The sequence below is a fragment of the Thermomicrobiales bacterium genome (assembly GCA_041390825.1).
GTDB lineage: Bacteria > Chloroflexota > Chloroflexia > Thermomicrobiales > UBA6265 > JAMLHN01.
This window is the reverse complement of sequence record JAWKPF010000038.1, coordinates 1-25,159: the sequence shown is the minus strand read 5'-3', so window position 1 is coordinate 25,159 and position 25,159 is coordinate 1. Positions and strand designations below refer to the sequence as shown.

Below are 25,159 nucleotides of genomic sequence, written 5' to 3'. Positions count from 1 at the left end.
CGAGCCGAGGCGCATGCGCCCCGGCTCGTCGATCGCGGCAATGGAACTGGCTACTCGCCGGCTTCCTCGGCAACGGCAGCCTCAGCGGCGTCGGAGGCTTCCTCAGCTGGTGCCTCGGCGACTGCCTCGACTTCGACGCCAGCTTCAGCGGCCTCGAAGGCTTCTTGCGAGATCTTCGGAGTCAGCGTTGCGACGACTTCGTCAGCACTGGTCTGAAGGTGGATTCCCTCGGGGAGCTGCAGATCCCCGACGCGGATCGAATCGCCTTCGTTCTGGAGAACGGAGCAGTCGACCTCGATTCGCGTTGGAATATCCTTCGGCAAACCAGAGACGTGAAGCTCAGAAAGCACCGGGGTGAAGATGCCGGGCCCATCCGGCGTGTGGATCAGCGCCAGCGGAACCGATGCGGTGGTTTCCTTCTTGAGGTTCGGAGCAAAGAAGTCGACATGCAGCGGGTTCTTGCGAACGGGATCGACCTGCACGTCGCGAATCAGCACCTGGTAGTTCTTGCCGTCCGAGGAGAGCTTCAGGAGCGTGGAATGACCGTGCACCTGATAGAACTTGGAGAACCCTTTCTCCTCGACGGTGATTTGAATGGTCTCTTTGATTCCGGGACCGTAGATCACGGCCGGAACGAGACCCTGCTTGCGCAGGTTCTTGACTTTCTTGCCGACGACTGTTCGCGCTTCGGCACTCAAAGTCGGCTGGCTCATCGCCTTCTCCTGACTTCTACTTCCTCGACCTGGCTGAGCACGTAGTGTTCGGCAGGCATACAAAAACGCGGCTCATGCCGCGTTGCGCCAGTTTACCACAACGGGACGCAGCTTCTTGACATGAGCCGAACCAACTGCGTAGCATGATGGCGTTTTCGGGAGAATTCAGAGCAGAAGCGTCCCATAGGATCCGGCTACACTGGTCGCGCAGTCACTTCATCCAAGCGCCTGATGTGCCACTGAATTCCCAGCCTGGCCGTTTGGATGAGCTACGGAAGAATGTCAGGAGCAGGTCATGGGCCGCTATCTGATCCGACGAGTCATCGTCTCGATCATTACCCTTATCGCCATTAGCGTGGTGATCTTCGGCATCCTGGCGCTGGCGCCGGGCGACCCGCTCTCCGGTTTCGCGGCGAACCCGAACGTGCCAGCGGAATTGCGCCAGCGGATGCGCGAGCAGATGGGTATCGACGACCCGGTCCCCGTCCAGTACACCCGTTGGGCCACCCAATACTTGCAGGGCAATTGGGGAGTCTCGTACACCACACGCAGTTCCGCGCGCGACTATGTGATCGGTCGGCTGCCGGTGACACTGAAAATCGTCGGCGGCGCCTATATCATCAGTCTGTTGATTGCCTTACCGGTTGGGATCATATCGGCGATCAAGCAGTATTCGGTCTTCGACCAGGTGGCGACGACCTTCGCATTCTTCGGATTCAGCCTGCCAACGTTTTTCACGGGCATTCTCTTCATTCTGCTGTTCAGCGTGAAGCTCGGCTGGTTACCGTTCATCTATGACGACACGGTAACCGGATTCTGGCCAAATCTGAAACAGATGATCATGCCGATGATGGTGCTGGCGTTGGCCGGGGCCGGGTCGCTGACGCGATTTGTGCGCGCGTCGATGCTCGAAGTCATCGGCCAGGATTATGTGCGCACCGCGCGGGCCAAAGGGTTGCGCGAGAACACGGTCATCATCAAACACGCTGCGCGCAACGCACTCATCCCGGTCGTCACGATCATTGCCATCGAGGTGCCCGCAGTGGTCGGCGGCGCGGTGGTGACCGAGCAGATCTTCCGCATTCCGGGAATCGGCTCCGCGCTCGTTCAGGGTGTCAACGAAAAGGATGTGCCCGTGGTGATGGCAATCAGCTTCGGATACGCCATCCTGGTGGTCATCTTCAACATTCTGGCCGACGTGCTCTACGCCACCCTCGACCCGCGCATCAAGTTCACGTGATCTACTGAAGGCCTGCCCGATGTCTCAAGCCTACGACGTCACCCTTACCGAAGAGCCCATCGGCGGTCCGCTTCCCAGCGAATCGCCGCAAGCCGGGCTGTCACTTCGCGATGCGCAAGCGGCCAAGCAGTATCGGTCGCTCTGGGGAAATGCCTGGCGGCAATTCCGTTTGCACCGCCTGGCCATGATCGGCCTCATCTTTCTCACGTTCCTCACGCTCGCCTGCTATGTCGGCGCGTTGATCTATCCCCGGGGGATCGAGCCGAACATGATGGCGACATTCATCAATCCATCGGCCAAGTATCCCTTTGGCACTGATCCCATTGGGCGCGACATTCTCGCGTGCATTCTTTGGGGTGGACGCATCTCGCTGGCGGTCGGGTTGCTGGCCGCGTTGGTGGCGATCTCGCTCGGTACGTTGATCGGCGCGACCGCCGGATTCCTGGGTGGCAAGACCGACGGCTTCCTCATGCGGTTCACCGATCTCTTCATCTGCCTGCCCCAGTTGCCATTGTTGTTGCTGATCAGCTTTCTTTACCGCGACGAAATGTTCATGTGGGCGGACAAGAAGTTCGGCAATGGCAATATCGGAGTCTTCATCCTGATCGTGTTCGTGATTGCGATCCTGAACTGGATGTCGACCGCGCGGTTGGTGCGCGCCGAGTTCCTGCGGCTCAAGGAGAAAGAGTTCGTGGAGGCGGCCAAGTCGATCGGCGCCAAAGAGATCACGTTGATGATGCGGCATATCTTGCCGAACGTGGTCAGCCAGATCATTGTCGCGGCGACGCTCGCTGTCGGCGCTGCCATCATCACGGAGTCGACGCTCTCGTTCCTGGGCCTTGGTTTTCCGTCCGATATCCCCACGTGGGGTCGGCTCCTCTTCGAGGCCAAGGACTATTTCCAGTTCTACCCGTATATGGCGCTCTTCCCCGGCATGGTGATCTTCGTGACTGTGCTCTCGATCAACTACATCGGTGACGGCTTGCGCGACGCGCTCGATCCCCGGAAGACGCGGTAGGCGCCGCGCTGGTAGCCAGACATTCAGGAACACGAACGACCGGCGGGGCAGGTTGCTCCGCCGGTCGTCCATTTCGTTCAGAGGATCGTGATGCAGGCGTTTCTGTGATCTCCACAGAACCCTCGACGAGTCTCAATCGGCAGGCATCGCGGTCAGCTGCTCCAGCATCTGGTCGTCTTCGTCGAACTCGTGCTCATTTGGCTCACCGTCGACGTTGAGCTTCGGCAGAACACGGTCGAGCCACGCCGGAAGCCACCAGTTCCAGGTCCCAGCGAGCGACATGAACGCCGGCACGATGAACATGCGCACGACCAGCGCGTCGAAGAGAATCGCTGCTCCCAGGCCGATGCCAAGCTCCTTGATCGTGCGTTGATCGCCCAGGGCAAAAGAGAGAAAGACCGAGGCCATGATGGCCCCCGCGGCCAGCACGACACGTCCGGATGCGCCCAAGCCGTGCCGCAGCGCCCACCCGTTGTCCTGTCGGTGCAACCAGGCTTCGTGCACGCGGCTGACGAGGAAGATTTCGTAGTCCATCGAGAGACCGAACAGGATGGCGAAGAGAATGATAGGCAGGAACGATTCGATCGGCCCGGTGCGGTCCGCGCCTATGAGCTCGTTCAGCCCGAAGGCGCCCTCCTGGAAGATTGCAACCATGATGCCGAAGCCGACCGCGAAGGAGAGCAACGTGGCGGCGGCCGCCTTGATCGGCACCAGCACCGACCGGAAGACCATCATGAGAATGAGAACACTCAGGCCGGCCACGAGGATGATGAAGTACGGCATCCGCTCGGACGTGGCGGTGGCAAGATCGATGAAGGTGGCTGTCGCGCCGCCGATCGAAGCGTCCAGGGCCTGATCTCCGAGTGCTGCCGGGACGACATCGTTGCGCAACGTGTCGATCAGGTCTTCCGTGGCGGTGTCTTGCGGTGCCGAAAGCGGGATCACGGTCATGACAGCGGTAGTGCCGGCCGGGTTGAGGGCCGCCGGCGCAACTGCCGCGACATTCGGCGTCTCCGCAATTGCTGACGACAGCGCATTCAGCGAATCGATGGAGAGTTGGCGGTCGTCGTCGCTGTCGATGACGAGAAGAAGCGGACCGTTCGAGCCGGGGCCAAAGCCTTCGGCAATCAGGTCGTAGGCCACGCGCGCATCGGACCCGGCAGGAGCGGTGCCGGAGTCTGCCGTGCCCAGTTGAGCGCCGGAGAGCGCGGGCCATGCCAGAACTGCCGCGAGAAGAAGGGCGCCCACGAGCCAAACCGCCGGGTGTTTCTGGATGCGCTCGGTGTTCTTCCAGCCGAAGGTCTGATCGACGGGTTTGTGCACGCTCTTGTGAATCGTCCAGCGCTCGAGCGAGGGACCGAGCAGCCGCAGCAACGGGGGCATGAGCCCAACCGCAACCAGCATCGAAACGAAGACTGCGATGGCGCCTCCGAGCCCGACCAAGCCGATGAACGGTATGCCGATCACGAAGAGCCCGAGCAGGGCGACGATGACCAGGCTACCCGCAAAGAGGACCGCGCGACCGGCAGTATCGGTGGCGCGGACAACTGCGTCCTCGATCGGGGTGCCGAGTTCCTGCTCTTCACGGAAACGGTTGATGATAAAGAGGGCGTAGTCGATGCCGACCCCGAGGCCAATCATCGAGACGAGCGCTGTGGTGATCGACGAGAAGTCGATGACATTGGCCAGCACAATGGTGAGCAGCATCGAGATGCCGACCCCGGCGATCGCTGTGACGATCGGCAGGCCCATGGCGATGATCGATCCGAACGCCACGAGCAGAATGATGATGGCAGCGACGATGCCGATCAGTTCCGATGTGCCCGTTTCTGGCAACTCCTGAATAACCGAGCCACCCGCGATCGTTTCGAGGCCTGGTCCGGCGGTCGCGTGCACCAGAGCCTCCAGTTGATCGATGCTGGCCGGGTCGATCTCGGCGCTCTGTTTGTCGTACAGGACGGTGGCATAGGCAATTGTGCCGTCGGCCGAGATCGTTGGGGTCGAGGGGTCGAGTGGGGAAGCGACATATGTCACCTCAGGCAGCGTGGCTGCCTGTTCGACGAACGCGGTGATGCGTTCCTGGATGGCAGTGTCTGATCGGATATCCGTGTCGCTGTGAAAGACGATCTGCGCCGAATCGCCGGCGTAGGCGGGAAACTCCGCGCGCAGGGTATCGAGCGCCTGTTGTGACTCCGACCCCGGAATCGCGAAACGGTCGGCGAACGAGCCACCTACCGTCCCCGCGAGCAGGGCCAGCACCATGGCAATGGCGATCCACCCGCCGATAACCTGCCAGGGGTGCCTTGTGGTGAAGCGCGCCCAGCGTTTCAGTCCCCCCGGTGAAGATGACGTCGATTCAGCCATAGATTGTGATCCTTTCTCGCAAGAGCGTGCATCGCCCAATCGGCACGGTGGGCGATCAAGAAGTCATCACGACGCTGTGCGCGCAACATACTAACCGGTTAGTATGTTGCTGTCAATGCACGTGCTGGCTCTGGCGCTCGCCGGGCGGTACGCTCTTTTCCGACGGGGAATGCCGCCTGGTTTTCGCCGCAACGCGCAGAAAGGATTTCGGACGTTGGTAACGACCGACCCTCAGATCCCAACCAAACATGGCGCCGAAGCACTGCTCGATGCCGCCGAGCAGCTCTTTCTCGAACGCGGCTACGCGAATGTCTCGATGCAGCAGATTGCGGAAGCAGCTGGCTTCACCAAGGGCGCGACCTACTACCACTTCCAGAGCAAGGAAGATCTCTATCTGGCCGTATCGAAGCGCTTGATCACCAATCTGCGCGACCAGTTGCTGGCGCCATTCGATGAGCCCGGGACGTTCGAGGAGCAACTCCGTAAGTCGATTCGCGCCGTTCGAGGCGCATTTGGAGGGAACATGCAACGCTGGTGGTCAGATGCCGCGGTGGTGATTTCCGATCAGGCCAAAGCCACATTCATCGTCGACACCCTAGGAGTTGCCGACCCGTCCCAGATTCTGACGCCTGTCTTCCGACGAGCGCAGGAGCAAGGGGTCATTCGCAATGTCAGCCCGGAAGCTGCCGCACGCATCTATACCGGACTTGTCACGGCCGGACTGGACCACGAGAAGCGACGTTGGTTGCCGAATGACCATGCGGAGCAAGAGGATGAGCGCGCGATCGACGAAATCGTGACCGTTTTCCTGCATGGGGTGCAGGGTGTGCCGCCGGATGCGTCAAACCGCCAGTAGACCGCGGCGCGTGGCGATCGTGACTGCTTCGGTGCGGCTGGCGGCATCGAGCTTGGTCAGGATGGAGCCGACGTGGAACTTCACGGTATGCTCGCTGATGTCGAGTTGATGAGCGATCGTCTTGTTGGGAAGACCGTTCGCGACCAGGCGCAGCACTTCCATTTCGCGCGGAGTGAGAATTTCCTCGGAAGGATCGAGCGGTGGCGTGATCCCACTCCAACGGAGCCCTGCCAGCTCGGCAATCTGCGGATCGATCACGATCAAACCACTGACTACCGCCTGTACCGCTGAAACCAGTTCGCTCGACCCGGCATCGCCGGCAAGGAACGCAACTGGTCCACCGCCAAGATCGGGCCAATCGGTTTCCGGTTCCGCCCCCAGAACGACAAAAGGTGGGCGAATCGCCAAATCACGCGCGAGTTCGACCGCAGTCTCCAACCCCTCGTGATCGACCACAATGGCATCGAGTTCGATGATGCCGAGCGGCTCGTCGCCATCGAGCGGCACCACGTCGATCCCAGGATCGGAACGCAAGAGCACCGAGATTCCGGCATGCACGGCCGGGAAGCCGCTGATGACGGCAACCCGGATCTGGCGAGTGGCGATGGTTCCGCGATCGAACATAACCCTGTCAGTATGACCGACCAGATCAGCGCGGCTGCATCCGCTCGGTGGGAACGACGATGACAGTACGCGGCACGCCTCCACGGGTCAGGCCGATTTCGACTTCGTCGCCCGGTTGCACACGCAGCATGGCGGCGGGAATCGACTCCTGATCGACGATCTGATGCCCGGCAATGGAGAGCACTACGTCGCCGATCATCAAGCCCGCCCGCGCAGCGGGGGTGCCGTCGAGCACCTCGGTGAGGACGAATCCGACATCCTGCGACGCATTCGGCAGCGCCGCGACAACGCCGTTGATGCCGAGATAGGCATGCGCGCCTCCCGGAACCAACCCTGCAACGAAGCGTTCGACCGCGGCGGACGGTATCGCCATACCAAGTCGCCCGGCGACCATGGCATTGATGCCGAGCACCCGGCCATCGACATCGATGAGCGGTCCGCCCGAGTTTCCTGGGGCGATTCTGGCGTCCATCTGAATCAAGTCGCCTGAGCGGGGGCCCCGGTCGGTGGCAGCCTGACCGGCGGCGCAGATGATTCCGGCGGTTAGGTAGTCAGTCTGTCCATAGGGGTGTCCCACGGTGATGACCAGCTGCCCGGGGCGAATGCGGGTCGAGTCGCCGATCCGCACTGCCGGGAGATCGCGCGCGTCGATCTCGACCAGCGCCAGGTCCTTCTCGGGTTCGCGCGCCACGACCCGTCCCTCGAACTGTCGTCCGTCTCCCAGAATGATCTGCAGCGTGTTGCTTTGCCCCGCAACATGGTTGTTCGTCACGATCAGGCCGTCTTCGCGCCAGATCGTGCCGGCGCCGTTGCCATTTCCTCGGTTGACCTGCACCACCGAGGGCCTGACCTGTTCATAGAGGCCCGAGAGTTCCGCGTCGATGTCCGCATGTGCTCTGAGCATGGGTGTTGGAAGGGTTGCCGTCATGGATGTTCTTCTCGTTTCGCGTCCCGGAGCCGGCTTTGCAGCGGGAATCGGGCTATGCCCGCTCTCCGGCCACGATCGACTTGTTGATGAGCTCCCCGCCGCGAATGACGGAGATCTCGACCGATTGCCCCACCACGTCTCCGCTGAGTTGCTCCATGAGTTGATCGACCGATCCAACGGCTGTGCCGCCAACCTGCACGATGATGTCGCCGATATAGAGTCCCTGTTGCTCTGCGGGACCGCCCGGTTCCAGTCCGACGATGACGAGCGCTTTCTTGCTCTCGAGTCCGAGCGAGGCAGCCAGTTGGTCGTTGATCGCCACCGCTTGCGCGCTGACACCGAGGAATCCGCGCCGCACCTTGCCATGCTGCACCAGCGAGTCGACGACCTTGTCGATCGTCGCATTCGGCAAGGTGAACCCACTCCCGCGGCCTAGCGTGGAGGAGTTGAGCCCAAGCACCTCGCCCCAAGCGTCGACCAGCGGACCGCCGGAGAACCCCGGCAGCATGGCGGCATCGGTCTTGAGGAATTCGCCAAGCTGGTTGTGGCGGTGGTCGCGGCCTGATTTCCCGCCGATCAAACTGACAACGCCCAGCGACGCCATTGGCCCTGACTTCCCGGGCCGGCCGACGGCCAGCACGAACTGCCCGACCTTCGGCGCGTGTGTCGCCCGCACCGCAGGCGTCAGTTCGGCGTCATCCAATTTCAGCAGCACCAGATCGCTGTTCGGGTCGCGGCCGACCACGCTGGTGGAACGATGTTGACCATCCGGTGTGTCGATATGGATATCTTCGTCGCGTTCGACGACGTGATTGGCGCTCACGATCAAGCCGTCAGCCGACCAAACGATGCCGGTGGCGGGCATCCGCTGCCGTCCGAAGACGGTCACGACGCTATTGGCGGCTTGCTCGACGGCATTGGCAAGATCGTTGGAAAGGCTGGCAAGCACGCTTGTGGATTCGGTCATGGAATTGTTCTCCTGGTTCATCGGCGAGCCATTGCGCTCCGATGTCCAAAGCCTATGCGGAGTGTGAATGTGCGCCAACTGACGGGATGGCGAATCGGCTCCTGATCATTTGGGGAGGTCGGGAGGGTATGCTATGGCGGTTGCATTGCGTTGGGTGGGAGGACGCAGCGGGTGAAGGTCGAGACATTTACGCTCGAACGATGGATGAGCACATGGGAAACCGTGGCCAAATTCGACATCGCGGAAAGCGGCATCTACCCGCTCACCACGCGCGAGCTGCTCGATTTTCTTCCGGCGGATGATCGGCGTGCCGTCGAAGACCGATTGCTCGAACTGCGGCTCGGGTACAACGAAGCGCGCGGTACGGCCAGGTTGCGCGCCGACCTGGCGGACACCTACGACAACGTCAACCCCGATCAGATCCTCGTCACGACCGGAGCCATCGAGGCCAATTACCTGCTCGTGAACACGCTGCTGGAGGCTGGCGACCATATCGTCTCCGTCTTCCCGGCGTATCAGCAGCTCTACAGCGTCGCCAAGGCAATCGGTTGCGAGATCAGTCTCTGGAACATCGTGGAAGACGGTGGCAATTACCGTTTCGATCTCGACGAGCTCGAACGGCTGGTCAAGCCCGAAACGAAGATGATTCTCATCAACACGCCGAACAACCCGACCGGGGCGTTGCTCTCCGACGATGAACTGAAGCGAATCTACGCACTGGCCGAATCGGTCGATGCCTATGTCCTCAGTGACGAGGCGTATCGCTGGCTCGATATTCCCGGCGGTGAGCCGCTGGCAGCTCCGATGCGGAATCTGGGGCCACGCGCCATCAGCGTGGGCACGTTCTCCAAACCGTTCGGCTTGCCTGGACTGCGAATCGGTTGGCTGGCGGCGACCGAAGAGATCGTGAAAGGCTGCTGGAGCGCGCGCGACTATGTCTCGCTGGCGCCCGGCGGATTGTCCGACTTCCTTGCCAGCGTGGCGCTCAGGCAACGGGACCAGATCATCAAGCGCAATCAGGCGATCATGGCGCAGAATCTCGATACCGCGGAAGCATGGTTTGCCAGGCATGGCGAGCTTGCCAGCTGGAACGTCCCGCGTGGTGGATTGCTTGCGCTCGTGAAGTACAACGTCGATCTGCCCTCCGATCAGGTGGCGAACACGCTCGCGCAGGACTACTCCGTCATGCTGGCGCCCGGTTCGACCTTCGGATACGAGGGGCATCTCCGCATTGGCATCGGCCAGACGCCTGCCATCTTCGCCGAGGGGCTGGAACGAACCGCACAGGAGCTGGAGCGCATGACCTTGCAGCAAACTGCCGGCGTGGGGACTCGGTAAGCCTATGGCGCAGGCAGCGACCAGTATCCAGCCGCAGAACGAGCAGCAAGACGCGATCGACGCGGTGATCCGCACCGCCGACCTGACCAAGCGCTTCGGCTCGTTCACGGCGCTGAACCAGATCGATCTCTCGATACCACGCGGCGCTATCGGCTTGCTCGGACCGAACGGCGCAGGCAAGACAACCTTGATCCGTCTGCTGCTCGGGCTTTCGCGCCCCACCTCCGGTTCTGCCGAGGTGCTGGGGTTCGACGCGTTTTCGCAGGGGATCCAGGTGCGCGAGCGGGTTGGCTATATGCCCGAAGCCGAATGCCTTCCGTCCAATGCCACTGCCGCCGATTTCGTCGGTCATATGGCCGAAATGAGCGGGCTGCCCAAGACCGAGGCACGCCAACGCGCCGCCGATGTGCTCTATCAGGTTGGACTCGACGAAGAGCGCTACCGGTTGATCAAGGGGTTCTCCACCGGTATGAAGCAGCGCGTCAAGCTCGCCCAGTCGATCGTGCACGATCCCCAGATCGTCTTCCTCGACGAGCCGACCGCCGGTCTGGACCCGCCCGGGCGCGATTCGATGCTCGAGCTGGTGGAGCGTATTCACCGCATGATGGGGATGACGGTCGTGCTCTCGTCTCACATTCTGGAAGACATCGAACGGGTCTGCGACTACGTGGTCATCATCAACAGCGGTCAGTTGGCGCTGGCGCAGTCGATCGGCGGAGGTCCGGTGGACGGCGCGCAACTTTCGATTCAGATCGATGGCAACGCCGAACAGTTCATTCAGCGGCTCGAAGCGCTTGGCATCGACGATGCGCGCTTGCGCGACCGGATGACCGGTCTGCCGGAGATCGTCATTCGCCAACCGAGCGACAAGGCCTACGACGCGGTGCGTGACACCGCGGTCGAACTCGACGTGCCGCTGATCTCCATGACCGGGAAGACCCGGTCGCTCGAAGACTTGTATCTCCAGGCGGTCGGCGCGGCAGCGCTCGATAGCGATCTGCACGGCGGGGTGTGAGATGGCCGAATCGTCCGTGACTCCACGCGCCAACGATCGCGCCTTTGGCGAGGTCTACGACCGCGGCTACCAGCACTACACCGGTCCGCGGCTTGGGCGGGCGCACGCCTTCCGCGCGCTCACCGGGTATTCCATGAAACGCGCGTTGGGCGCGAAAAAACGCTGGACCGCCAAAGTCGTTCCGGTGATTCTCTATGTGGCCGTCGCGCTGTTGGTCATCATTCCGCTTGGCATCCAGGCGTTCATCGACTCGGCCGAGATTCTGCAGTACTGGGACTACTTCTCGGTGGCCTGGCTGATCCTGGGCGTTTTCGTTGCCACCATCGCGCCGGAGATGCTCTGCGGCGACCGGCGCGAGAAGACGCTGATCCTCTACTTCTCCCGGCCGATCACGCGGCTCGACTACCTGCTTTCGAAACTGCTCGCGACCGCGTTGTTGACTCTGACGATCACGTTGGTGCCACTCGCGATCTTCTGGCTTGGCCGGCAGCTGCTGGAAGACTCTCCGGTACGCGCCATGGGCGACAACATCGGCGATCTGGGCAAGATCGTCGTGGTGAGCGTGATCGTCTCGGCCTACCTGGGCGCGCTCGGGCTTGCCATCTCCGCGTTCACCGGTCGCAAGGCGATCGCGGTTGGCGTGATCGTGGTGGCGTTCATCTTCTTCAACATCCTTGCCGGGGTGCTGCAAGAGGTGTTCGGCACTGACGACCAGAAAGGCTGGTTCGGGCTGCTGAGTCCGGCCCGCACGATCTCGGAATTCGTGTTTGGCATCTGGGATCAACGCAACAACGACGGCGCGTTCGGCAACCCGCTCGACACCTGGGTCTATGGAGCAGCGATGGTCATCGTCGTGCTGATCTGCTGCGCAATCATGTATTGGCGCTATGTTCCAGAAGATTAGGCGCGCGTTCGAAGGAGACGTTCCCGCACCGCGAACCGGCGCATCTGGTTCGCGACAGGCGCTTGCCTCGGGCGCGCACGACCCATCGCGGCCGGTGGCGATCATGTCCGATCAGCCAACGATCGTGCTCGACCACGTCTCCAAGTGGTACGGCGATCTGGTGGCGGTTTCTGACCTCTCGTTCAGCATCGGACCCGGCGTCACCGCGCTCCTGGGACCGAATGGTTCCGGTAAGTCGACCTCGTTGAAGATGATCTGCGGCCTGTTGGGTCCATCGACCGGTACGGTCACCATCGACGGGCTCCCGGCGCGGGGAGATCCCAAGGCGTACAGGAACCTCGGGGTGGTGCTCGACATCGAGCAGGTTTATCCCTATCTCAGCGGGCGCGAGTTCGTGCGCATGAATGCCTTGCTGCAGAAGCTGCCGGATGTGGATGCCGCCACCGAGCGCGCCCTCGCGACGGTGGAAATGACCGACGCGGCCGAGCGCAAGGTGGGCGGGTATTCCAAGGGCATGCGCCAGCGGATCAAGTTGGCTGGCGCGCTGGTGCACGATCCGAGTGTCATTCTGATGGACGAACCCCTCAATGGCACCGATCCCGAGCAACGCGCGCACATGATCCGCCTGATGTGGGAGCTTGGACGCCAGGGCAAGACATTGCTGGTCTCCTCGCACGTGCTTTCCGAGGTGGAGCGGTTCGCCGAGAACATCATCGTCATCATCAACGGCAAACTGGCGGCCGCGGGCAACTACCGCACCATCCGCGAGCGGATCGACAACCATCCGCACATCGTGCGGCTTGGGTCCCCGGAGCCACGCAAGCTCGCGTCGGCGCTGGTGACATTGCCGACGATCAGCTCGGTGCGGATCGACAAGGACGGCCGCGTCTTCGTGGAAACGAGCGAGGTGCGCGACTTCTATCGCATGGTGCCCAAGCTGGCAAAGGACAAAGACGTTCGGCTCACCGAATTGCAGGCAGCCGATGAATCGCTCGAATCGGTCTTCTCGTATCTGGTGGAGCGATAGGGACGAACATGGCAAACGCCCTTTGGAGACCGCTTCCAGTCTTCATGCTGACCATCCGCCAGTTCTTTGGCGGGAAATCGGTCTGGGTCGTGACGGTGCTGGCCTTCCTGCCTGCGCTCTTCGGCTTCATCTACTGGTTCGACGATGCCGACAATCCGCCGGCCTGGTTCTTGAGCGAGAACATCTACCGGCCGTTGGTGATCGCGACCTTGCTGCCGATCATGGTGCTGATTCTGGCCACGGGCGCGCTCGGCAACGAAATCGAAGACGCTACGCTGCCCTATCTGACGCTCAAGCCGATCGGCCGGCTGCGCATCGTGGTCGAAAAGCTGCTGGCCACGTTGGTGGTCTGCATTCCGATCATCCTGGCGGGTTTGGTGGCGACCTACGCGGTCGTCTTCCGGGGAGACGCTGGCGACTCCGAGAGCTTGACATTTCTCTGGGCGCTGCTGGCCAGCGCGGTCGCCGGTATCCTGGCGTACAGCGCGGTCTTCCTGCTGGTGAGTCTCTTCGTCGCGCGCGCGTTGCTGGTCGGCATCGTCTATGCGCTGGTCTGGGAAAGCCTGCTCGGTCGGTACCTCACCGGCTTGAAGGTCGTGTCGATTCGGCATTACACGGAATCGATTCTGGTCGGCATGGCCGACGACCCTGATATCGCCCTTAGCGGCGCAACCGGCGTGGCGACCTCCTGGATCGTGATCGGGTTCGTTACGATCGCCAGCATCCTGCTCGCCACTTGGCGCTTGCGCAATCTGAATCTCGAATAAGCTACCTGCAACGATTCTCTGCCATGCGTGGCATCGCTTGACCCGATGCGCCACAGAGCGCGACGCGCCCCGTTGTCAATGAGCAGCAACTGGCGGCGATCAGCCGAGTGGCGAGATTCCGGTCAGAGCGGGCTCGATTCGAAAACGTTCATTGCTGGGGAGGAAGAGGAATGGTCGATCCAGTGACAACCGCCGCGCCACTCGGGCGATGGCCGAAGACCGATCGCCCGATGGGGATTGGCGTCATGTTGCCATTGCTCGACGGAGGCGCTTTCGGTGGTCAGCCGCGGTTCAGGGACGTGCTGGAGATGGCGCAGACGGTCGAGGCATGCGGTTTCGACGGTATCTGGATGCCGGATCATTTCGTCTTTCGCCACGAAGCCAACAACCGCATGCCACAGGGCATCTGGGAAGCGTTCACGACGATCGCCGCGGTAGCCGCACAGGTACCGAGGGTCTCGATCGGCGTGCTGGTGACCTGCCTTGGGTGGCGCAACCCGGGTATCGTCGCCAAGATGGCCGAGAACATCGACGAGATCAGCGAGGGCCGCTTCATTCTTGGCGTTGGGGCCGGGTGGCATCAGCCGGAGTACGACATGTACCACCTGCCGTGGGATCATCGCTTCGGCCGCTTCAAGGACAGCATCTCGATCATCAACCCGCTCTTGCGCGAAGGCGTGGCCAACTACGAGGGTGAGTACTTTTCCGCGTCCGAGGCCCTGAACTTGCCCGGTGGGCCGCGCCGCGGCGAAGGCGGTCCGCCCATTCTGGTCGGCACGAACGGCCCGAAGACGATGCGGCTCGCTGCGCAGTTCGCCGATGCGTGGAACTCCGACTGGCATCACGACCCGTCGACCGTGCTGCCGCGGCTGGCTGATCTGGACAAGGCATGCGAGGACGTTGGACGGGACCCAAAGACCATCGTGCGAACATCCGGCAGCAATGTCGCGTTGCCTGGTTATCTCGGCCGCCGGGCAAATCCCATGGAAGGCAATCCAGAACAGCTCGCTGAGCAGATTGCCGCGTTCCGCGGGATTGGCTTGCGCCACTGGGTCGCCGGGCTCGATCCCTGCAATCCCGCAAAGATCGAAGAGTTCGCCAGAGTCATCGAGATCCTCGATCGATCGTAGAAACTCCATTCAGAACTGGTCAGATCTGGCGCCAACGTCGCCATACGTGGCGACATCGTCGTCACCGTGGACATCATCGTCGTCACCGTGGACATCATCAAGGAGAAAGCGCGCTCATGGGTAAGCGTCCCCTGAAGATCGGCATCATGCTCCCGGAATCGGAGCGTGAGATGGCAGGCGCAACTGCTGGTTGGAACGACCAGCTGGCGATGACGCTCAAGACCGAGGAACTCGGTTTCGATTCGGTCTGGTTCTGCGACCACTTGCTGATGAAAGTGCCGGGTCACGAGCCGCAGGGCGCGTGGGAGGCCTGGTCGATGCTGGCGGCCTTTGCCGCGGTTACCAAGAGGATCGAGCTCGGACCCTTCGTCTCTTGCACCGCATATCGCAACCCAGCCCTGACCGCAAAGATCGCCGAAACCGTCGATGAGATCAGCGGCGGACGCCTCATCCTTGGCATCGGGTCTGGCTGGGCCGAGCCGGAGTACAAGGCGTTCGGTTTTCCCTTCGATCATCGCGCCAGTCGATTCGAAGAGGCGCTGAAGATCATCGTGCCGCTGATCCGCACGGGACACGTCGACTTCGAGGGTGAGTACTACAGCGCGATCGACTGCGAACTCCGGCCGCGCGGCCCACGACCGGAGGGCATGCCGATCATGGTCGGGACGTTCAGCGGTGAACGGATGATGAAACTGACTGCCCAGTACGCCGACCAATGGAACATTTGGGCGGCGGTCTCCGGCAACACCGCAGCGACCACCAAGCCGCTCATGGAGAAGATGGACGGTATTTGCGAGTCGGTTGGACGTGACCCGAAAACGCTGGAGCGCAGCGTCGCGGTGCTGGTCGATTTCGACAACCCGTATGGCCGTCCTGGACAGAACGTTCCGTCGCTAACTGGCACTCCTGAGCAAATCGCAGACGAGTGCCGGCGATACGCCGAGATCGGGGTCTCGCATATCCAGTTCTATCCCGATCCATGCACCGTCGCAGGGATCGAGCAACTGGCCCCGGTGCTGGAAATTCTGGACCAAGGGTAGCGCGTCGCCCTACTCCTTGCCTCGCTCCGCATCATGCCGGGACCAGAGCAGTTCCAGCCAGTTGGGAACAGTCGCGTCCGGTCGTTGCTCGTCGCGCGGGTAGTACCCCTTGAGGTCGATGATCGGGGTGCCGTCCCACGCGTCGATACCGGCCACATGGAGGCGGTTCCCATCGCGCCGGAGCAGCTTCGGGCAACTCATGCCAATCGGGTTTGGGCGCATCGGAGTGCGGGTCGAGAAGAAGCCAACCGGCGTAAGCCCGTCCGCGTCCTCGGCTTGTCGCGGCTCTCCCGCGGTGCGCCGGCGTTTGGTCCGGTCGAGATAGAAGAGCACCACCAGGTGGCTGAACTCCTCGATCCCGACCAAACCGCCGGACCAGCGTTCGTCGATCTCGAGAATCGATTCGTGCCATGGATCGAAGAAATCGCCAGGGGCGGTTTCTCCAGTTCCTGGCCGAAGCACCCGGCCGATCGCCTGCACGCGGAACCATTGCTTTTCGCGAGTCATTCCTGCTCCTTCAGCCGAATTCCCGGTAGCAGAATCCGCCGTTGTGCGAGAATCCGGAGCAAATCGAACCGGAATCATACGCAGTAGAGGACAACACCATGACCGTCGTCGGAGCTGGATTGCAGATCGACAAGGGACGAATCGCCGAACTGACTGCCAAAGAGGAGAAGCGCCTGAACGATTCGACCCCTGGGTCGGGGCGCATGTACGAGCGGGCCCGGAAGACCATGGCTGGAGGCGTGCCGTCGTCCTATCAGGTGCGCGACCCGTGGCCGATCTATCTGGAGGAGGGCAAGGGATCGAAAGTCTGGGATGTCGATGGCAATGAGCGCATCGACTATCACAACGGCTTTGGCTCGATGGTCCAGGGGCATGCTCATCCGGCCATCATCAAGGCGGTGTCTGAGCGAGTTGCCAAAGGGACCCACTTCGCCGCGCCGATCGAGGATTCGATCGTGGTCAGCGAAGCGCTGGCCGAGCGCTTCGGACTCCCGCTCTGGCGCTATGTGAACTCTGGTACGGAAGCCACCATGGATGCCATGCGCATCGCCCGCGCCTACACCGGCCGCGACACCGTGATGAAGATTCTTGGTTCGTATCACGGTCATCATGACTATGCGATGGTCTGTATCGGCGTCCCTTACGACGATCTCGGCGACCGGGAGGATATTCCCTCGCTTCCCTATGGCGCTGGCATCCCCAAAGCGGTGAGCGACATGACCGTCGCGGTGCCATTCAACGACGCGGGCGCCATGGAGCGGCGCATCGAGCGGCTGGCCGAGGAAGGCCGGTTGCCGGCCTGCGTCATCATGGAAGCCGCCATGATGAACATGGGCGTTATCTTGCCCGAGCCGGGCTACCTGGAAGCCGTGCGCGAGATCACGCGAAAGCACGGCATCGTTTGGATCGTCGATGAGGTCAAGACCGGCCTGACGGTGGCCGCCGGTGGCGCCACCGAGAAGTTCGGTCTCGAACCGGACATGGTCACGCTCGCCAAGGCGCTTGGCGGCGGGCTCCCCTGCGGAGGTATCGGCGCGACCGAAGAGATCATGGAGGTCGTGCTGAACGGATCCGTCTATCAGGTCGGTACGTATAACGGCAATCCACTCACTATGGCCGCGGCGCGCGCCAGCATCGAACATGTCTTGACCGACGATGCCTATGTCCACCTGAACATGCTCAACGACCGCCTGATGGCTGGTTGCGACGCGGTGCTGGAGAAATACCACCTGCCAGGCTATACGGTCGGCATCAGCTCGAAGGGATGCGTTACGTTCTCAGAAGAGAAGATCACGGACTACCACTCGTTCATGGAGAACCTGCACGGTGAGCTGACCGAGCTGGCCTGGCTCTATGCCATGAACCGCGGAATCTTCATGACCCCGGGTCGCGAAGAGGAGTGGACGTTGTCGGTGCAGCACTCGATGGAAGATGCCGATAGATACATCGCCATGTTCGAGGAAATGGCGCACGACTTGACAGCGTAGAGCCGGGTCCGGAGTCCGGAGAAGTCCAGTGTACCGTGACCAGAGGACGTGACAGTCACGCCCTCCATCACGACAATCTCCGGGCTCCGGGCTCCGGGCTCCGGGCTCCGGGCTCCGGGCTCCGGGCTCCGGGCTCCGGGCTCCGGGCTCCGGGCTCCGGACAAGTAGCCCTACTGAAACTTCGCCCTGAGCTGGCCGCACGCCGCGGCAATCTCGACCCCGCGTGAGTAGCGCACCGTGGTGGGGATACCGCGCGATTCGAGGACGGCCGCGAACCGGTCGATATCGGCCGCCTCGGGTCGTTCATAGGGGAGGACATCGACGGGGTTCAGCGGGATGATGTTGACGTGGCAGAGCATCCCCTGCAGAAGATCGGCCAGTTCCGCCGCAATTTCGTCGCTGTCGTTGATGCCTTTCATCAGGGCATATTCGAAGGAGATACGTCGTCCCGTGCGGGCGATGTAGTCACGCGCGGCCGCCATGAGCACCTCGATCGGGAACCGGTTGTTGATGGGCACCAGACTGCTGCGCAGTTCGTCGTTCGGGGCGTGCAGGGAGATGGCGAGATTGACCTGGATCGGTTCCGCGGCCAACTTCTCGATGCCTGGCACGATGCCCGAAGTCGAAACGGTGATGCGCCGCGCGCCGAAGTTCATTCCACGTTTGTCGTTGAGGATGCCGATGAAAGTCATCGTTTCACGGTAGTTGTGAAACGGTTCGCCCATGCCCATCATGACCAGATTTGTCAACGGCCGCCCACGCTCACGCGCCATGCGGGCCGCATCGACGGCTTGCACCACCATCTCGCCGGCGTTCAGATTGCGTTGCAATCCCCCGAGTCCGGTCGCGCAAAACGCACAGCCGACCGCGCACCCGACCTGGCACGAGACACAGACGGTCGCCCGGTCGGGATAGAACATCAGGACGGTTTCGACCAGCTGGCCGTCGTGCGTGGTGTAGAGCATCTTGACCGTTTCGCCATCGTCGGTTTCGATGGCGTGGACCAGCTTCAGTGGATCCATCGGAAGCGTTTCGGAAAGTGACGCGCGCAGCTCGGCGGGCAGGTTCGACATCGCGTCGTAGCTCACTGCCAGCTTCTTGTATGTCCAGTCGAAGACCTGGGCGGCACGGAAGGGTTGCTGGCCGAGTTCGACCATTCGTGTCCTCAGCGCGTCGAAACCCAGATCGTACAGGGTCGTGCGCGTGACACGGCGGCCGCGGGCAGGCATGATGAGAACGTCGGAATCGATGGTTTCGGTCATGATAGTGCTGGTCAGTCTGGAGAGCGGCCGATGGCGGACAGAATCGAACGTCACGCCAAGTATAGGAGCAACGGCCCGTGAAGCCCTTTCGATCGCTGGTACGTCCGTCCGGGAGCTACGATCGCTCCGAAGCGATCTCGTTTGCCTTTCACAAGAATGAACTGCTGGTCGTGCGTTCCGGTGATTCGTTCGCGATTCCCAAGCTCGCCGAACTCGAGCAACTCCAGCTCGATCTTGGACTGGAAACCTACCTTGGCGAGCTGGATGGTTCCGATCTGATCGCCTGGGAGTTGAGCGAGCGCAGCGAGGAGTTCCCCGACGGTTGGGAACTGGCCGGGTTGCGTTCCGTCTATGGCGCGGTCGACGACCAGTTGTTCGCATTGGCCGGACGCGCGGTGCAGTTGCTCGACTGGCGTCGCAATCACAAGTACTGCGGTCGCTGCGGGGCGCAGACCGACCTGGTCGATGGCGACCGCGCCACCAGATGTCCCGATTGTGGCCTTTTCAACTATCCGCGGCTTTCCCCTGCGGTCATCATGACCGTCGAGCGGGACGGCGCCTGCCTCCTGGCGCATGGGGTGAACTTCGCGCCGGGCGTGTACAGCTGCGTGGCCGGGTTCGTGGAACCGGGAGAGTCGCTGGAAGAGGCAGTCGCGCGTGAGGTCAAGGAAGAAGTCGGTATCGATGTCGACAACGTGCGCTACTTCGGCAGCCAGCCGTGGCCCTTCCCGAACTCGCTCATGATCGGCTTCAACGCGCGCTATGCTGGCGGCGAGATCGAACTGGAAGACGCCGAAATTGGCGACGCCAAGTGGTTTACTCCGGACGACTTGCCACTGCTCCCCGGAAAGATCAGCATCGCCCGCCGCCTGATCGACGACTGGATCGAACGGCACTCATAGAATCAAGGCCAGGATTGGTCGTTAGTCGCTAGTTGTCAGTTGTCAGTTGTCAGTTGTCAGTCGCTAGTCGCCTGTTGCCCGTTGCCTGTTGCCTATTGCCTGTTGCCTGTTGCCTGTTGCCCGTTGCCTATTGCCCGTTGCCTCTTGCCTATTGCCCGTTGCCTGTTGCCCGTTGCCCATTGCCCATTGCCTGTTGCCTGTTGCCCGTCGCTCCCTACACCACCCAGAATCCGCGGCTGAACAAGATCGTCAGGGTGGCCAACAGGATTGCCAGGCAGGCGAAGAGGGCGTCACGCGCCCAGCCGGACCAGCGTGGCGAGGCGACGATTGCGCCCAGCACCAGATAGATGCCGATCGACGGCAACAGATAGCGTCCTAGCGAAACCCACGTCACGAGCAGGTGCGCAATCACGGTGACGACCGTGAACATCGCGATGGCCGGCGGCAGGCGTTTCCAGGCGAGGGGAAGCAACGCCAGGAAGACGAGCCCAACGATCAGATTCAGCACGATCACGAGATGGCGGGGATCGCCACCAATTGCCTCGCCAGGGCTGCGCACGAAAAGCTCTGCATAGAAACGCACATGCTCGTCCCAACCACCCCAATGCTCTTGCGCAGTGAAGTAGGCGAAGGCATCGTCGTGCCAGATAGCGGTGTATAGCGAGTAGGCGGCGAAGCCGCCGAATGGCAGCAATCCAGTGGCGATCAGGCGCCAGCCACGCACCCCGTCTTTCCACGCGCCCCAGAAGAGCGCCGGGGCGAGCGCGAGGCCCGCCAGACGCGTGAGCGAAGCAAGCGCAGCGATGGCGCCAGCGCCGAGCCACTTGCCATCCATTGCCAGCACCAATGAGACGAGCACGATGACGAGAAAGAGCGATTCGGAGTAGGCCGCGTTCAGAAAAAACGAGTAGGGCATGAGGCAGAGCAACATGACCGGGTAGACCGCGGTGTGTCCCGAGAGAATTCGCCCGGAAAGCCTGGCGAAGAGCGCCACGGCGATGACAAAGCAGATGTTTGCGAGCGCTATGCCGGCGACTGCGTACGCCGCATCGGTTTGGGCCGAGCCCGAGACACGTGCGAGCCCGCGCATGAGCAGGGGAAACAGCGGTAGGAAACCGAGGCCGTCGCCATCGCTTGGATTGGCCGAAGAATAGCCGAATCGCGCAAGCGCGACATAATGCGCGGCATCCCATCGAGCCCAGCCGTCGAGCGCCGGGTGATCGGGCAGAAAACTGTCCGGAAGCTGAGCAGGATAGAGCCCCAACTTCGGCAGCGATCGCCCAGTTATCCAGACCGCAAACGCCAGTGCTATCCGCGTCGCGATCGCGAACAACACTGCTGGCGCCACAGGCCCGGTTAACCGCTTCACCTACGCTTCCCCCGCAAACACCCCATCGAGGCCACGCCGCTCCGAGTTCCGTCTCCCGACACCGGGACCCGTCGCGTTAGCCGTTGATCTCCATGATGTCTTCCGGCGTGAAGTCCTGTTCACCCTCGGTGCGCTCGAACCAATGAGCCCAGAGTTCGTCGAGGTCCTGACCGGAGGCGGTTTCCAGGGCGGTGAGCAGGTCTTCCGGTTGCGCGATACCGAAGCGGTGCGCTGCCACGTAGTCCTGAAGACCCTGGAAAAAGGCGTCGTCGCCGATAGCGCGCCGGATCATGTCGAACCCGAGCGCGCCTTTGCCGTAGACGGTTCGGCCATAGGGGCCGTTGGTCAGAAAGTCAGCGCTTGGCTGATCGACCACCTGATCGCCGATATTGCCAAAGAGGATGGAAAGGAACGGCCGCTTGAGGTAATCGAGAATCCATTGCTCGGCGGCTTCCGGTCCGTCGATCGCTTGCCGATAGATCATCGAGCTCTCGTTGGCCAGTGCTTCGTCGATGAACGCATGCAGATACTGATTGTTGCCGACGATGCCGTACCACCACTGGTGCGCTACCTCGTGCACCGTGGTGAAGCGGAGGTAATCACTGTTGGGGTCGTAGTGGTAGGAGCCGATGTACATGATGCCTGGGAACTCGACCCCGGCGGCCTGATCGCCCAATCGGGTCTGCACGAGGTCCATTTCGGTATAGGGATAGGCGCCGAATGACTCCGAGAAGACCCGGAACGAATCGACCGCATACTGGAGGACCAGCGCCGCCGCTTCCTCATACCCCGGGAAGTACCAGGAGTTGATGGTGGTTTCCCCCACCTGCTCGGACATCATCTGCAGCGTCGTGCCCGCGGACATGACGAAATCGCGCATCGGACCGGCGGTCCAGCGGTGTGTGGTGAGCGGGCCGATTGGTTCCTGCGACACCTCGGAACCGCTGGTGACGAATGTGATATCGGCCGGCGCGGTCAGGGTGATGTCGAACATGGCGGAATTGGAGAAGACCGGGTCGCCAACAGTGTTTGGCACGTCGAGCACCCATCCATTGGCTGGATCCCATCCCGCCAGGAGGGGCATCCATTGAGCCAGGTTGTAGGACGACGAATCACTGAAATACCCGAACATGCCATAGCTGGTGACTGGATCGAGCGGGATCGTCGTGACGAAATCGAGGGCGACGGTGACGCTGTCGCCAGGTTCCAACGGCGTTGCCAGCGGCAGCGACACCAACGTCGTATCCGCACCGGTGACTGGCTCGACCGCCTGATTGGCGACGGTCACGTTCGCCAGCTCCATCGAACCGCCGCCATAATCCTCGAAGTTGGGGTAGAGCCGCAGATGGATCTGCTCCTGTGGAACCTCGGTGAAGTTCACGTAGTCCAACGTCAGATGACCCTCGATGCGGGCTGGTTGGTCGGATGCGGGCACCAGGCTGCCGGTGACGTGATAGACCGGCAACGTTCCCTCGAACGTTTGCTCGATCTCGCCAGACAGCGACGGAATCATATCGGCAAAGAGCACATTGCTCGACGACCGCGCGCTGGGTGATTGCGCTGTCGCCGCTGGGGCAACGCTCACGATGATGAGCAACGACGCGATCAGCGAGATGAAGCGGGTGAACCTCTGTGGACATGACATTTGCGTGCCGGGGGACTCCTGAGACTATGCTAGCGTCGATGAGCGCCAAGCCCACCGATCCGGTCGATCCGGCGACAACTGTAGAGCATCCGATGCCTGCGAACGATCCGTTTCGCCCACTGGTGATTCCTGCCACCATGCGGCAGGAGATCGTACGCCATGTAGCAGGCTGGCTACCGTACGAGGGTTGCGGGCTGGTTGCCACGGAACGCCTGTCCGAGCACGACCGAGGCGTTCATTTCTTTCCCGGAACCAACATCGATCGATCCCCCGTTCGGTACACGATGGACCCATGTGAAGTCATCGCCGCAATGAAGGTGATGCGTTCGCATGGCTGGCAGTTCGGCGCGATCGTGCACAGTCATCCGTCATCGCCGCCGACGATCTCCGCCACAGATGCGCGTGAGGCGTATTACCCGGATGTGCGGCTGATCATCGTCTCGTTTCTGCACGGCGAACCGGAGTTTGGGTGTTGGGCGCAGCGCCCTGATCCGGAGTCCCCCGTCTTTCTGCCTGTCCCGCTGGTTTTCGTCAATCGATAAGGGAACGCTCAGAGAGAGCCTTTCCTGTATGCTTGACCAACGGCATTCGCCGGGTTGCGGGCCGCCGTCAGGCGGCGCCGGGCTGGCAATCGTTGGCGTCGTGTCGACAGTTCAGGGAGCGAATGGAACCATCCCGACGTTCGCGCGAGCAGATTCTGGAAGACCTCGCTGGCTTTCCAGACGATCTGCGCAGGCTGTTGTTTTCCGCGCATGATGAGGACGATCTCTACCGCCCGGGAAGTGACGGCGGTTGGGGCATCGTCGAAATCCTTCCCCATCTTCGGGATTGGGAAGAGATCTACCTCGAGCGGGCGCGCCGCATCGCCGAGGATGATCAGCCCGATATTCCAGGGTATGACGATGCACTCTGGCCGATCGAGCGGGACTACCGCGGGCAAGACCCGCGCGAGGTATTCGACGAATTCGCCGATCTGCGACACGAGCATGTCGAGTACCTCATGACCCTGCCGCTCGATGCGTGGGACCGGATCGGAAATCACAGCCTCTACGGTGAAATAACGCTCGGGTGGATGGAAGACCATCTGTGCGATCATGATTCCGAACACCTCGACCAGGCGCGCGAGGTTCTTGCGGGATAATGACCTGATCCGGGATTCGCCCGGGCGGCATGAGTGGAGTGAACGACGCATGGCGGTCGAACAGCCCAACGCCGGTGGACCGGCACGTCAACGTCTCAACGCATTGGATCTTCCGGTCGAGGATCTGGACAACGATTCACTCATCGTGCGTCTCCAGATGACCGTCAATCATCTCTCCCGCTGGTTGACGCCGATCACAGACAAGCAACTGCTCATGCATAGCGCTCGCCGGGGTGAGAAGTCGGTCTTCGAGCTGCTGCAGGAGTTGCGCGACACCGAGCAAGTCGCATTTGCGCGCATGAACGCCATTGCCAACAGCATCAACCCCGATCTGGACAAGCTGCCGGACCCGCGCTATTTCGCCGAGAAGGACAAGCCGGGTTTCGACCGCTCTCCCCTGTCGGTTCTGGCGCAGTTTCGCCGGTTACGGCAGAGCACCTGCGCTCTCCTGCGCAGCCTGCCGGACAATGCCTGGAAGCGAGTTGGCACCAGCCGTTTGGAACACGACTGGCAGATTCGCACCCTCGCGGAGTATTTGGCCGAGAACGACACCCGCATCTTGCACTTGATCGATGTCCAGCTGCACACAACCGGGGTTCGGCAGAACATCAACGATGTTTCCGGAGTGCATCTGACCGATTTGATGACGATCTACCCCGTCCGGCAGCGGATCCGGTAGCAGGCAGCCGCGCGTGAGCCTGTCGTATCGGGAAACCGCTATCGCCGAGATTCTGGCTCGCGAGTTCTTCGCGGCCATCGATGCGCGCGACCCGAAGCGCTTGTTGGCCACACTGGCGGATCACGCCACCTTCCGCGCGCTGCCGCACTCTGCCCCGATTCGCCCGGCGGATGAGATCGTTTCGTATTTCGGCACCGTGGTGTCGTCCTATCCGGAAGCGCATTGGGAGGTGAGCG

The 25,159-nt window shown here is 61.8% G+C and carries 25 protein-coding genes; 16 read left to right on the top strand and 9 right to left on the bottom strand.

The window, feature by feature from the left end:
• Window positions 1-50: 50 nt before the first annotated feature.
• Window positions 51-713: a 50S ribosomal protein L25 gene (locus R2855_17100; GenBank protein MEZ4532714.1), complete on the bottom strand. Its 663-nt coding sequence runs from the start codon at window positions 711-713 to the stop codon at window positions 51-53.
• A gap of 295 nt (window positions 714-1,008) precedes the next feature.
• Here R2855_17100 and R2855_17095 point away from each other — a divergent pair, with 295 nt between their 5' ends.
• Entirely contained in the window at window positions 1,009-1,953 is a 945-nt protein-coding gene (locus tag R2855_17095) for an ABC transporter permease (GenBank protein ID MEZ4532713.1), read from the top strand.
• A 19-nt stretch (window positions 1,954-1,972) separates the two neighbouring features.
• Window positions 1,973-2,971, top strand: coding sequence for an ABC transporter permease (locus tag R2855_17090; protein ID MEZ4532712.1), 999 nt, complete (start codon window positions 1,973-1,975; stop codon window positions 2,969-2,971).
• Window positions 2,972-3,103: 132 nt separating this feature from the next.
• Here the strand turns inward: R2855_17090 and R2855_17085 are convergent, their stop codons facing one another.
• The gene (locus tag R2855_17085; protein ID MEZ4532711.1) at window positions 3,104-5,335 is read right to left on the bottom strand and encodes an MMPL family transporter; all 2,232 of its coding nucleotides are present in this window, start codon (window positions 5,333-5,335) and stop codon (window positions 3,104-3,106) included.
• A 214-nt stretch (window positions 5,336-5,549) separates the two neighbouring features.
• On the opposite strand from R2855_17085, the gene R2855_17080 reads away from it, so the two are divergent.
• Window positions 5,550-6,191, top strand: coding sequence for a TetR/AcrR family transcriptional regulator (locus R2855_17080; GenBank protein ID MEZ4532710.1), 642 nt, complete (start codon window positions 5,550-5,552; stop codon window positions 6,189-6,191).
• Here the strand turns inward: R2855_17080 and R2855_17075 are convergent.
• Genes R2855_17075 through R2855_17065 form a run of 3 tightly spaced genes read right to left on the bottom strand, consistent with a single transcriptional unit; the run spans window position 6,177 to window position 8,710 of the window.
• Window positions 6,177-6,815, bottom strand: a complete 639-nt coding sequence (locus R2855_17075; protein MEZ4532709.1) for a response regulator transcription factor — start codon at window positions 6,813-6,815, stop codon at window positions 6,177-6,179. The genes R2855_17080 and R2855_17075 overlap by 15 nt on opposite strands.
• A gap of 25 nt (window positions 6,816-6,840) precedes the next feature.
• Window positions 6,841-7,743: a trypsin-like peptidase domain-containing protein gene (locus R2855_17070; GenBank protein MEZ4532708.1), complete on the bottom strand. Its 903-nt coding sequence runs from the start codon at window positions 7,741-7,743 to the stop codon at window positions 6,841-6,843.
• A gap of 52 nt (window positions 7,744-7,795) precedes the next feature.
• Window positions 7,796-8,710 carry a trypsin-like peptidase domain-containing protein gene (locus R2855_17065; protein ID MEZ4532707.1) on the bottom strand — a complete coding sequence of 305 codons (915 nt, stop codon included), beginning with the start codon at window positions 8,708-8,710 and terminating at the stop codon, window positions 7,796-7,798.
• A 171-nt stretch (window positions 8,711-8,881) separates the two neighbouring features.
• Here R2855_17065 and R2855_17060 point away from each other — a divergent pair, with 171 nt between their 5' ends.
• From R2855_17060 to R2855_17030, 7 genes are all read left to right on the top strand, one after another.
• Entirely contained in the window at window positions 8,882-10,048 is a 1,167-nt protein-coding gene (locus tag R2855_17060; GenBank protein MEZ4532706.1) for an aminotransferase class I/II-fold pyridoxal phosphate-dependent enzyme, read from the top strand.
• A gap of 4 nt (window positions 10,049-10,052) precedes the next feature.
• Window positions 10,053-11,063, top strand: a complete 1,011-nt coding sequence (locus R2855_17055; protein ID MEZ4532705.1) for an ABC transporter ATP-binding protein — start codon at window positions 10,053-10,055, stop codon at window positions 11,061-11,063.
• 1 nt (window position 11,064) lies between these two features.
• Window positions 11,065-11,967, top strand: a complete 903-nt coding sequence (locus R2855_17050) for an ABC transporter permease subunit (GenBank protein MEZ4532704.1) — start codon at window positions 11,065-11,067, stop codon at window positions 11,965-11,967.
• 103 nt (window positions 11,968-12,070) lie between these two features.
• Window positions 12,071-12,994, top strand: coding sequence for an ABC transporter ATP-binding protein (locus R2855_17045; protein MEZ4532703.1), 924 nt, complete (start codon window positions 12,071-12,073; stop codon window positions 12,992-12,994).
• Window positions 12,995-13,002: 8 nt separating this feature from the next.
• A complete protein-coding gene (locus tag R2855_17040) occupies window positions 13,003-13,761 on the top strand; it encodes an ABC transporter permease (protein MEZ4532702.1) in 759 nt (252 codons plus the stop codon).
• Window positions 13,762-13,931: 170 nt separating this feature from the next.
• The gene (locus tag R2855_17035; protein MEZ4532701.1) at window positions 13,932-14,891 is read left to right on the top strand and encodes an LLM class flavin-dependent oxidoreductase; all 960 of its coding nucleotides are present in this window, start codon (window positions 13,932-13,934) and stop codon (window positions 14,889-14,891) included.
• Between the two features lie 116 nt (window positions 14,892-15,007).
• The gene (locus R2855_17030) at window positions 15,008-15,931 is read left to right on the top strand and encodes an LLM class flavin-dependent oxidoreductase (protein MEZ4532700.1); all 924 of its coding nucleotides are present in this window, start codon (window positions 15,008-15,010) and stop codon (window positions 15,929-15,931) included.
• A 9-nt stretch (window positions 15,932-15,940) separates the two neighbouring features.
• Here R2855_17030 and R2855_17025 read toward each other — a convergent pair whose 3' ends face one another.
• Complete coding sequence (locus R2855_17025; protein MEZ4532699.1) at window positions 15,941-16,438, bottom strand: SAM-dependent methyltransferase; 498 nt, start codon at window positions 16,436-16,438, stop codon at window positions 15,941-15,943.
• A gap of 98 nt (window positions 16,439-16,536) precedes the next feature.
• Here R2855_17025 and R2855_17020 point away from each other — a divergent pair, with 98 nt between their 5' ends.
• On the top strand, window positions 16,537-17,925 hold the full coding sequence (locus R2855_17020; GenBank protein ID MEZ4532698.1) for an aspartate aminotransferase family protein: 1,389 nt from the start codon (window positions 16,537-16,539) through the stop codon (window positions 17,923-17,925).
• A 170-nt stretch (window positions 17,926-18,095) separates the two neighbouring features.
• Here the strand turns inward: R2855_17020 and rlmN are convergent, their stop codons facing one another.
• A complete protein-coding gene (gene rlmN, locus R2855_17015; GenBank protein ID MEZ4532697.1) occupies window positions 18,096-19,187 on the bottom strand; it encodes a 23S rRNA (adenine(2503)-C(2))-methyltransferase RlmN in 1,092 nt (363 codons plus the stop codon).
• 77 nt (window positions 19,188-19,264) lie between these two features.
• On the opposite strand from rlmN, the gene nudC reads away from it, so the two are divergent.
• On the top strand, window positions 19,265-20,089 hold the full coding sequence (gene nudC / locus R2855_17010; GenBank protein MEZ4532696.1) for an NAD(+) diphosphatase: 825 nt from the start codon (window positions 19,265-19,267) through the stop codon (window positions 20,087-20,089).
• Between the two features lie 214 nt (window positions 20,090-20,303).
• On the opposite strand, the gene R2855_17005 is transcribed toward nudC, so the two are convergent.
• Both R2855_17005 and R2855_17000 read right to left on the bottom strand, forming a co-directional pair.
• Window positions 20,304-21,458: a mannosyltransferase family protein gene (locus tag R2855_17005; GenBank protein MEZ4532695.1), complete on the bottom strand. Its 1,155-nt coding sequence runs from the start codon at window positions 21,456-21,458 to the stop codon at window positions 20,304-20,306.
• Between the two features lie 76 nt (window positions 21,459-21,534).
• Complete coding sequence (locus tag R2855_17000) at window positions 21,535-23,103, bottom strand: M1 family metallopeptidase (GenBank protein MEZ4532694.1); 1,569 nt, start codon at window positions 23,101-23,103, stop codon at window positions 21,535-21,537.
• Between the two features lie 38 nt (window positions 23,104-23,141).
• Here R2855_17000 and R2855_16995 point away from each other — a divergent pair, with 38 nt between their 5' ends.
• From R2855_16995 to R2855_16980, 4 genes are all read left to right on the top strand, one after another.
• Complete coding sequence (locus tag R2855_16995) at window positions 23,142-23,645, top strand: M67 family metallopeptidase (GenBank protein ID MEZ4532693.1); 504 nt, start codon at window positions 23,142-23,144, stop codon at window positions 23,643-23,645.
• 122 nt (window positions 23,646-23,767) lie between these two features.
• Window positions 23,768-24,244: a DinB family protein gene (locus tag R2855_16990; protein ID MEZ4532692.1), complete on the top strand. Its 477-nt coding sequence runs from the start codon at window positions 23,768-23,770 to the stop codon at window positions 24,242-24,244.
• Between the two features lie 49 nt (window positions 24,245-24,293).
• Complete coding sequence (locus R2855_16985) at window positions 24,294-24,923, top strand: DinB family protein (protein ID MEZ4532691.1); 630 nt, start codon at window positions 24,294-24,296, stop codon at window positions 24,921-24,923.
• A gap of 13 nt (window positions 24,924-24,936) precedes the next feature.
• Window positions 24,937-25,159, top strand: a 223-nt coding sequence (locus R2855_16980) for a nuclear transport factor 2 family protein (GenBank protein ID MEZ4532690.1), incomplete at its 3' end; no start/stop codon positions are given.

Excerpts from the sequence above, each read along its gene's own strand:
- R2855_17065 (MEZ4532707.1), bottom strand. The coding sequence starts at position 8,710 with ATGACCGAATCCACAAGCGTGCTTGCCAGCCTTTCCAACGATCTTGCC.
- R2855_17000 (MEZ4532694.1), bottom strand. The coding sequence starts at position 23,103 with ATGTCATGTCCACAGAGGTTCACCCGCTTCATCTCGCTGATCGCGTCG.
- R2855_16990 (MEZ4532692.1), top strand. The coding sequence starts at position 23,768 with ATGGAACCATCCCGACGTTCGCGCGAGCAGATTCTGGAAGACCTCGCT.
- rlmN (MEZ4532697.1), bottom strand. The coding sequence starts at position 19,187 with ATGACCGAAACCATCGATTCCGACGTTCTCATCATGCCTGCCCGCGGC.
- R2855_17095 (MEZ4532713.1), top strand. The coding sequence starts at position 1,009 with ATGGGCCGCTATCTGATCCGACGAGTCATCGTCTCGATCATTACCCTT.
- R2855_16995 (MEZ4532693.1), top strand. The coding sequence starts at position 23,142 with ATGAGCGCCAAGCCCACCGATCCGGTCGATCCGGCGACAACTGTAGAG.
- R2855_16985 (MEZ4532691.1), top strand. The coding sequence starts at position 24,294 with ATGGCGGTCGAACAGCCCAACGCCGGTGGACCGGCACGTCAACGTCTC.
- R2855_17045 (MEZ4532703.1), top strand. The coding sequence starts at position 12,071 with ATGTCCGATCAGCCAACGATCGTGCTCGACCACGTCTCCAAGTGGTAC.
- R2855_17025 (MEZ4532699.1), bottom strand. The coding sequence starts at position 16,438 with ATGACTCGCGAAAAGCAATGGTTCCGCGTGCAGGCGATCGGCCGGGTG.
- R2855_17075 (MEZ4532709.1), bottom strand. The coding sequence starts at position 6,815 with ATGTTCGATCGCGGAACCATCGCCACTCGCCAGATCCGGGTTGCCGTC.
- R2855_17100 (MEZ4532714.1), bottom strand. The coding sequence starts at position 713 with ATGAGCCAGCCGACTTTGAGTGCCGAAGCGCGAACAGTCGTCGGCAAG.
- R2855_17035 (MEZ4532701.1), top strand. The coding sequence starts at position 13,932 with ATGGTCGATCCAGTGACAACCGCCGCGCCACTCGGGCGATGGCCGAAG.
- R2855_17030 (MEZ4532700.1), top strand. The coding sequence starts at position 15,008 with ATGGGTAAGCGTCCCCTGAAGATCGGCATCATGCTCCCGGAATCGGAG.
- R2855_17050 (MEZ4532704.1), top strand. The coding sequence starts at position 11,065 with ATGGCCGAATCGTCCGTGACTCCACGCGCCAACGATCGCGCCTTTGGC.
- R2855_17090 (MEZ4532712.1), top strand. The coding sequence starts at position 1,973 with ATGTCTCAAGCCTACGACGTCACCCTTACCGAAGAGCCCATCGGCGGT.
- R2855_17040 (MEZ4532702.1), top strand. The coding sequence starts at position 13,003 with ATGGCAAACGCCCTTTGGAGACCGCTTCCAGTCTTCATGCTGACCATC.
- R2855_17055 (MEZ4532705.1), top strand. The coding sequence starts at position 10,053 with ATGGCGCAGGCAGCGACCAGTATCCAGCCGCAGAACGAGCAGCAAGAC.
- R2855_17085 (MEZ4532711.1), bottom strand. The coding sequence starts at position 5,335 with ATGGCTGAATCGACGTCATCTTCACCGGGGGGACTGAAACGCTGGGCG.
- R2855_17020 (MEZ4532698.1), top strand. The coding sequence starts at position 16,537 with ATGACCGTCGTCGGAGCTGGATTGCAGATCGACAAGGGACGAATCGCC.
- R2855_17070 (MEZ4532708.1), bottom strand. The coding sequence starts at position 7,743 with ATGACGGCAACCCTTCCAACACCCATGCTCAGAGCACATGCGGACATC.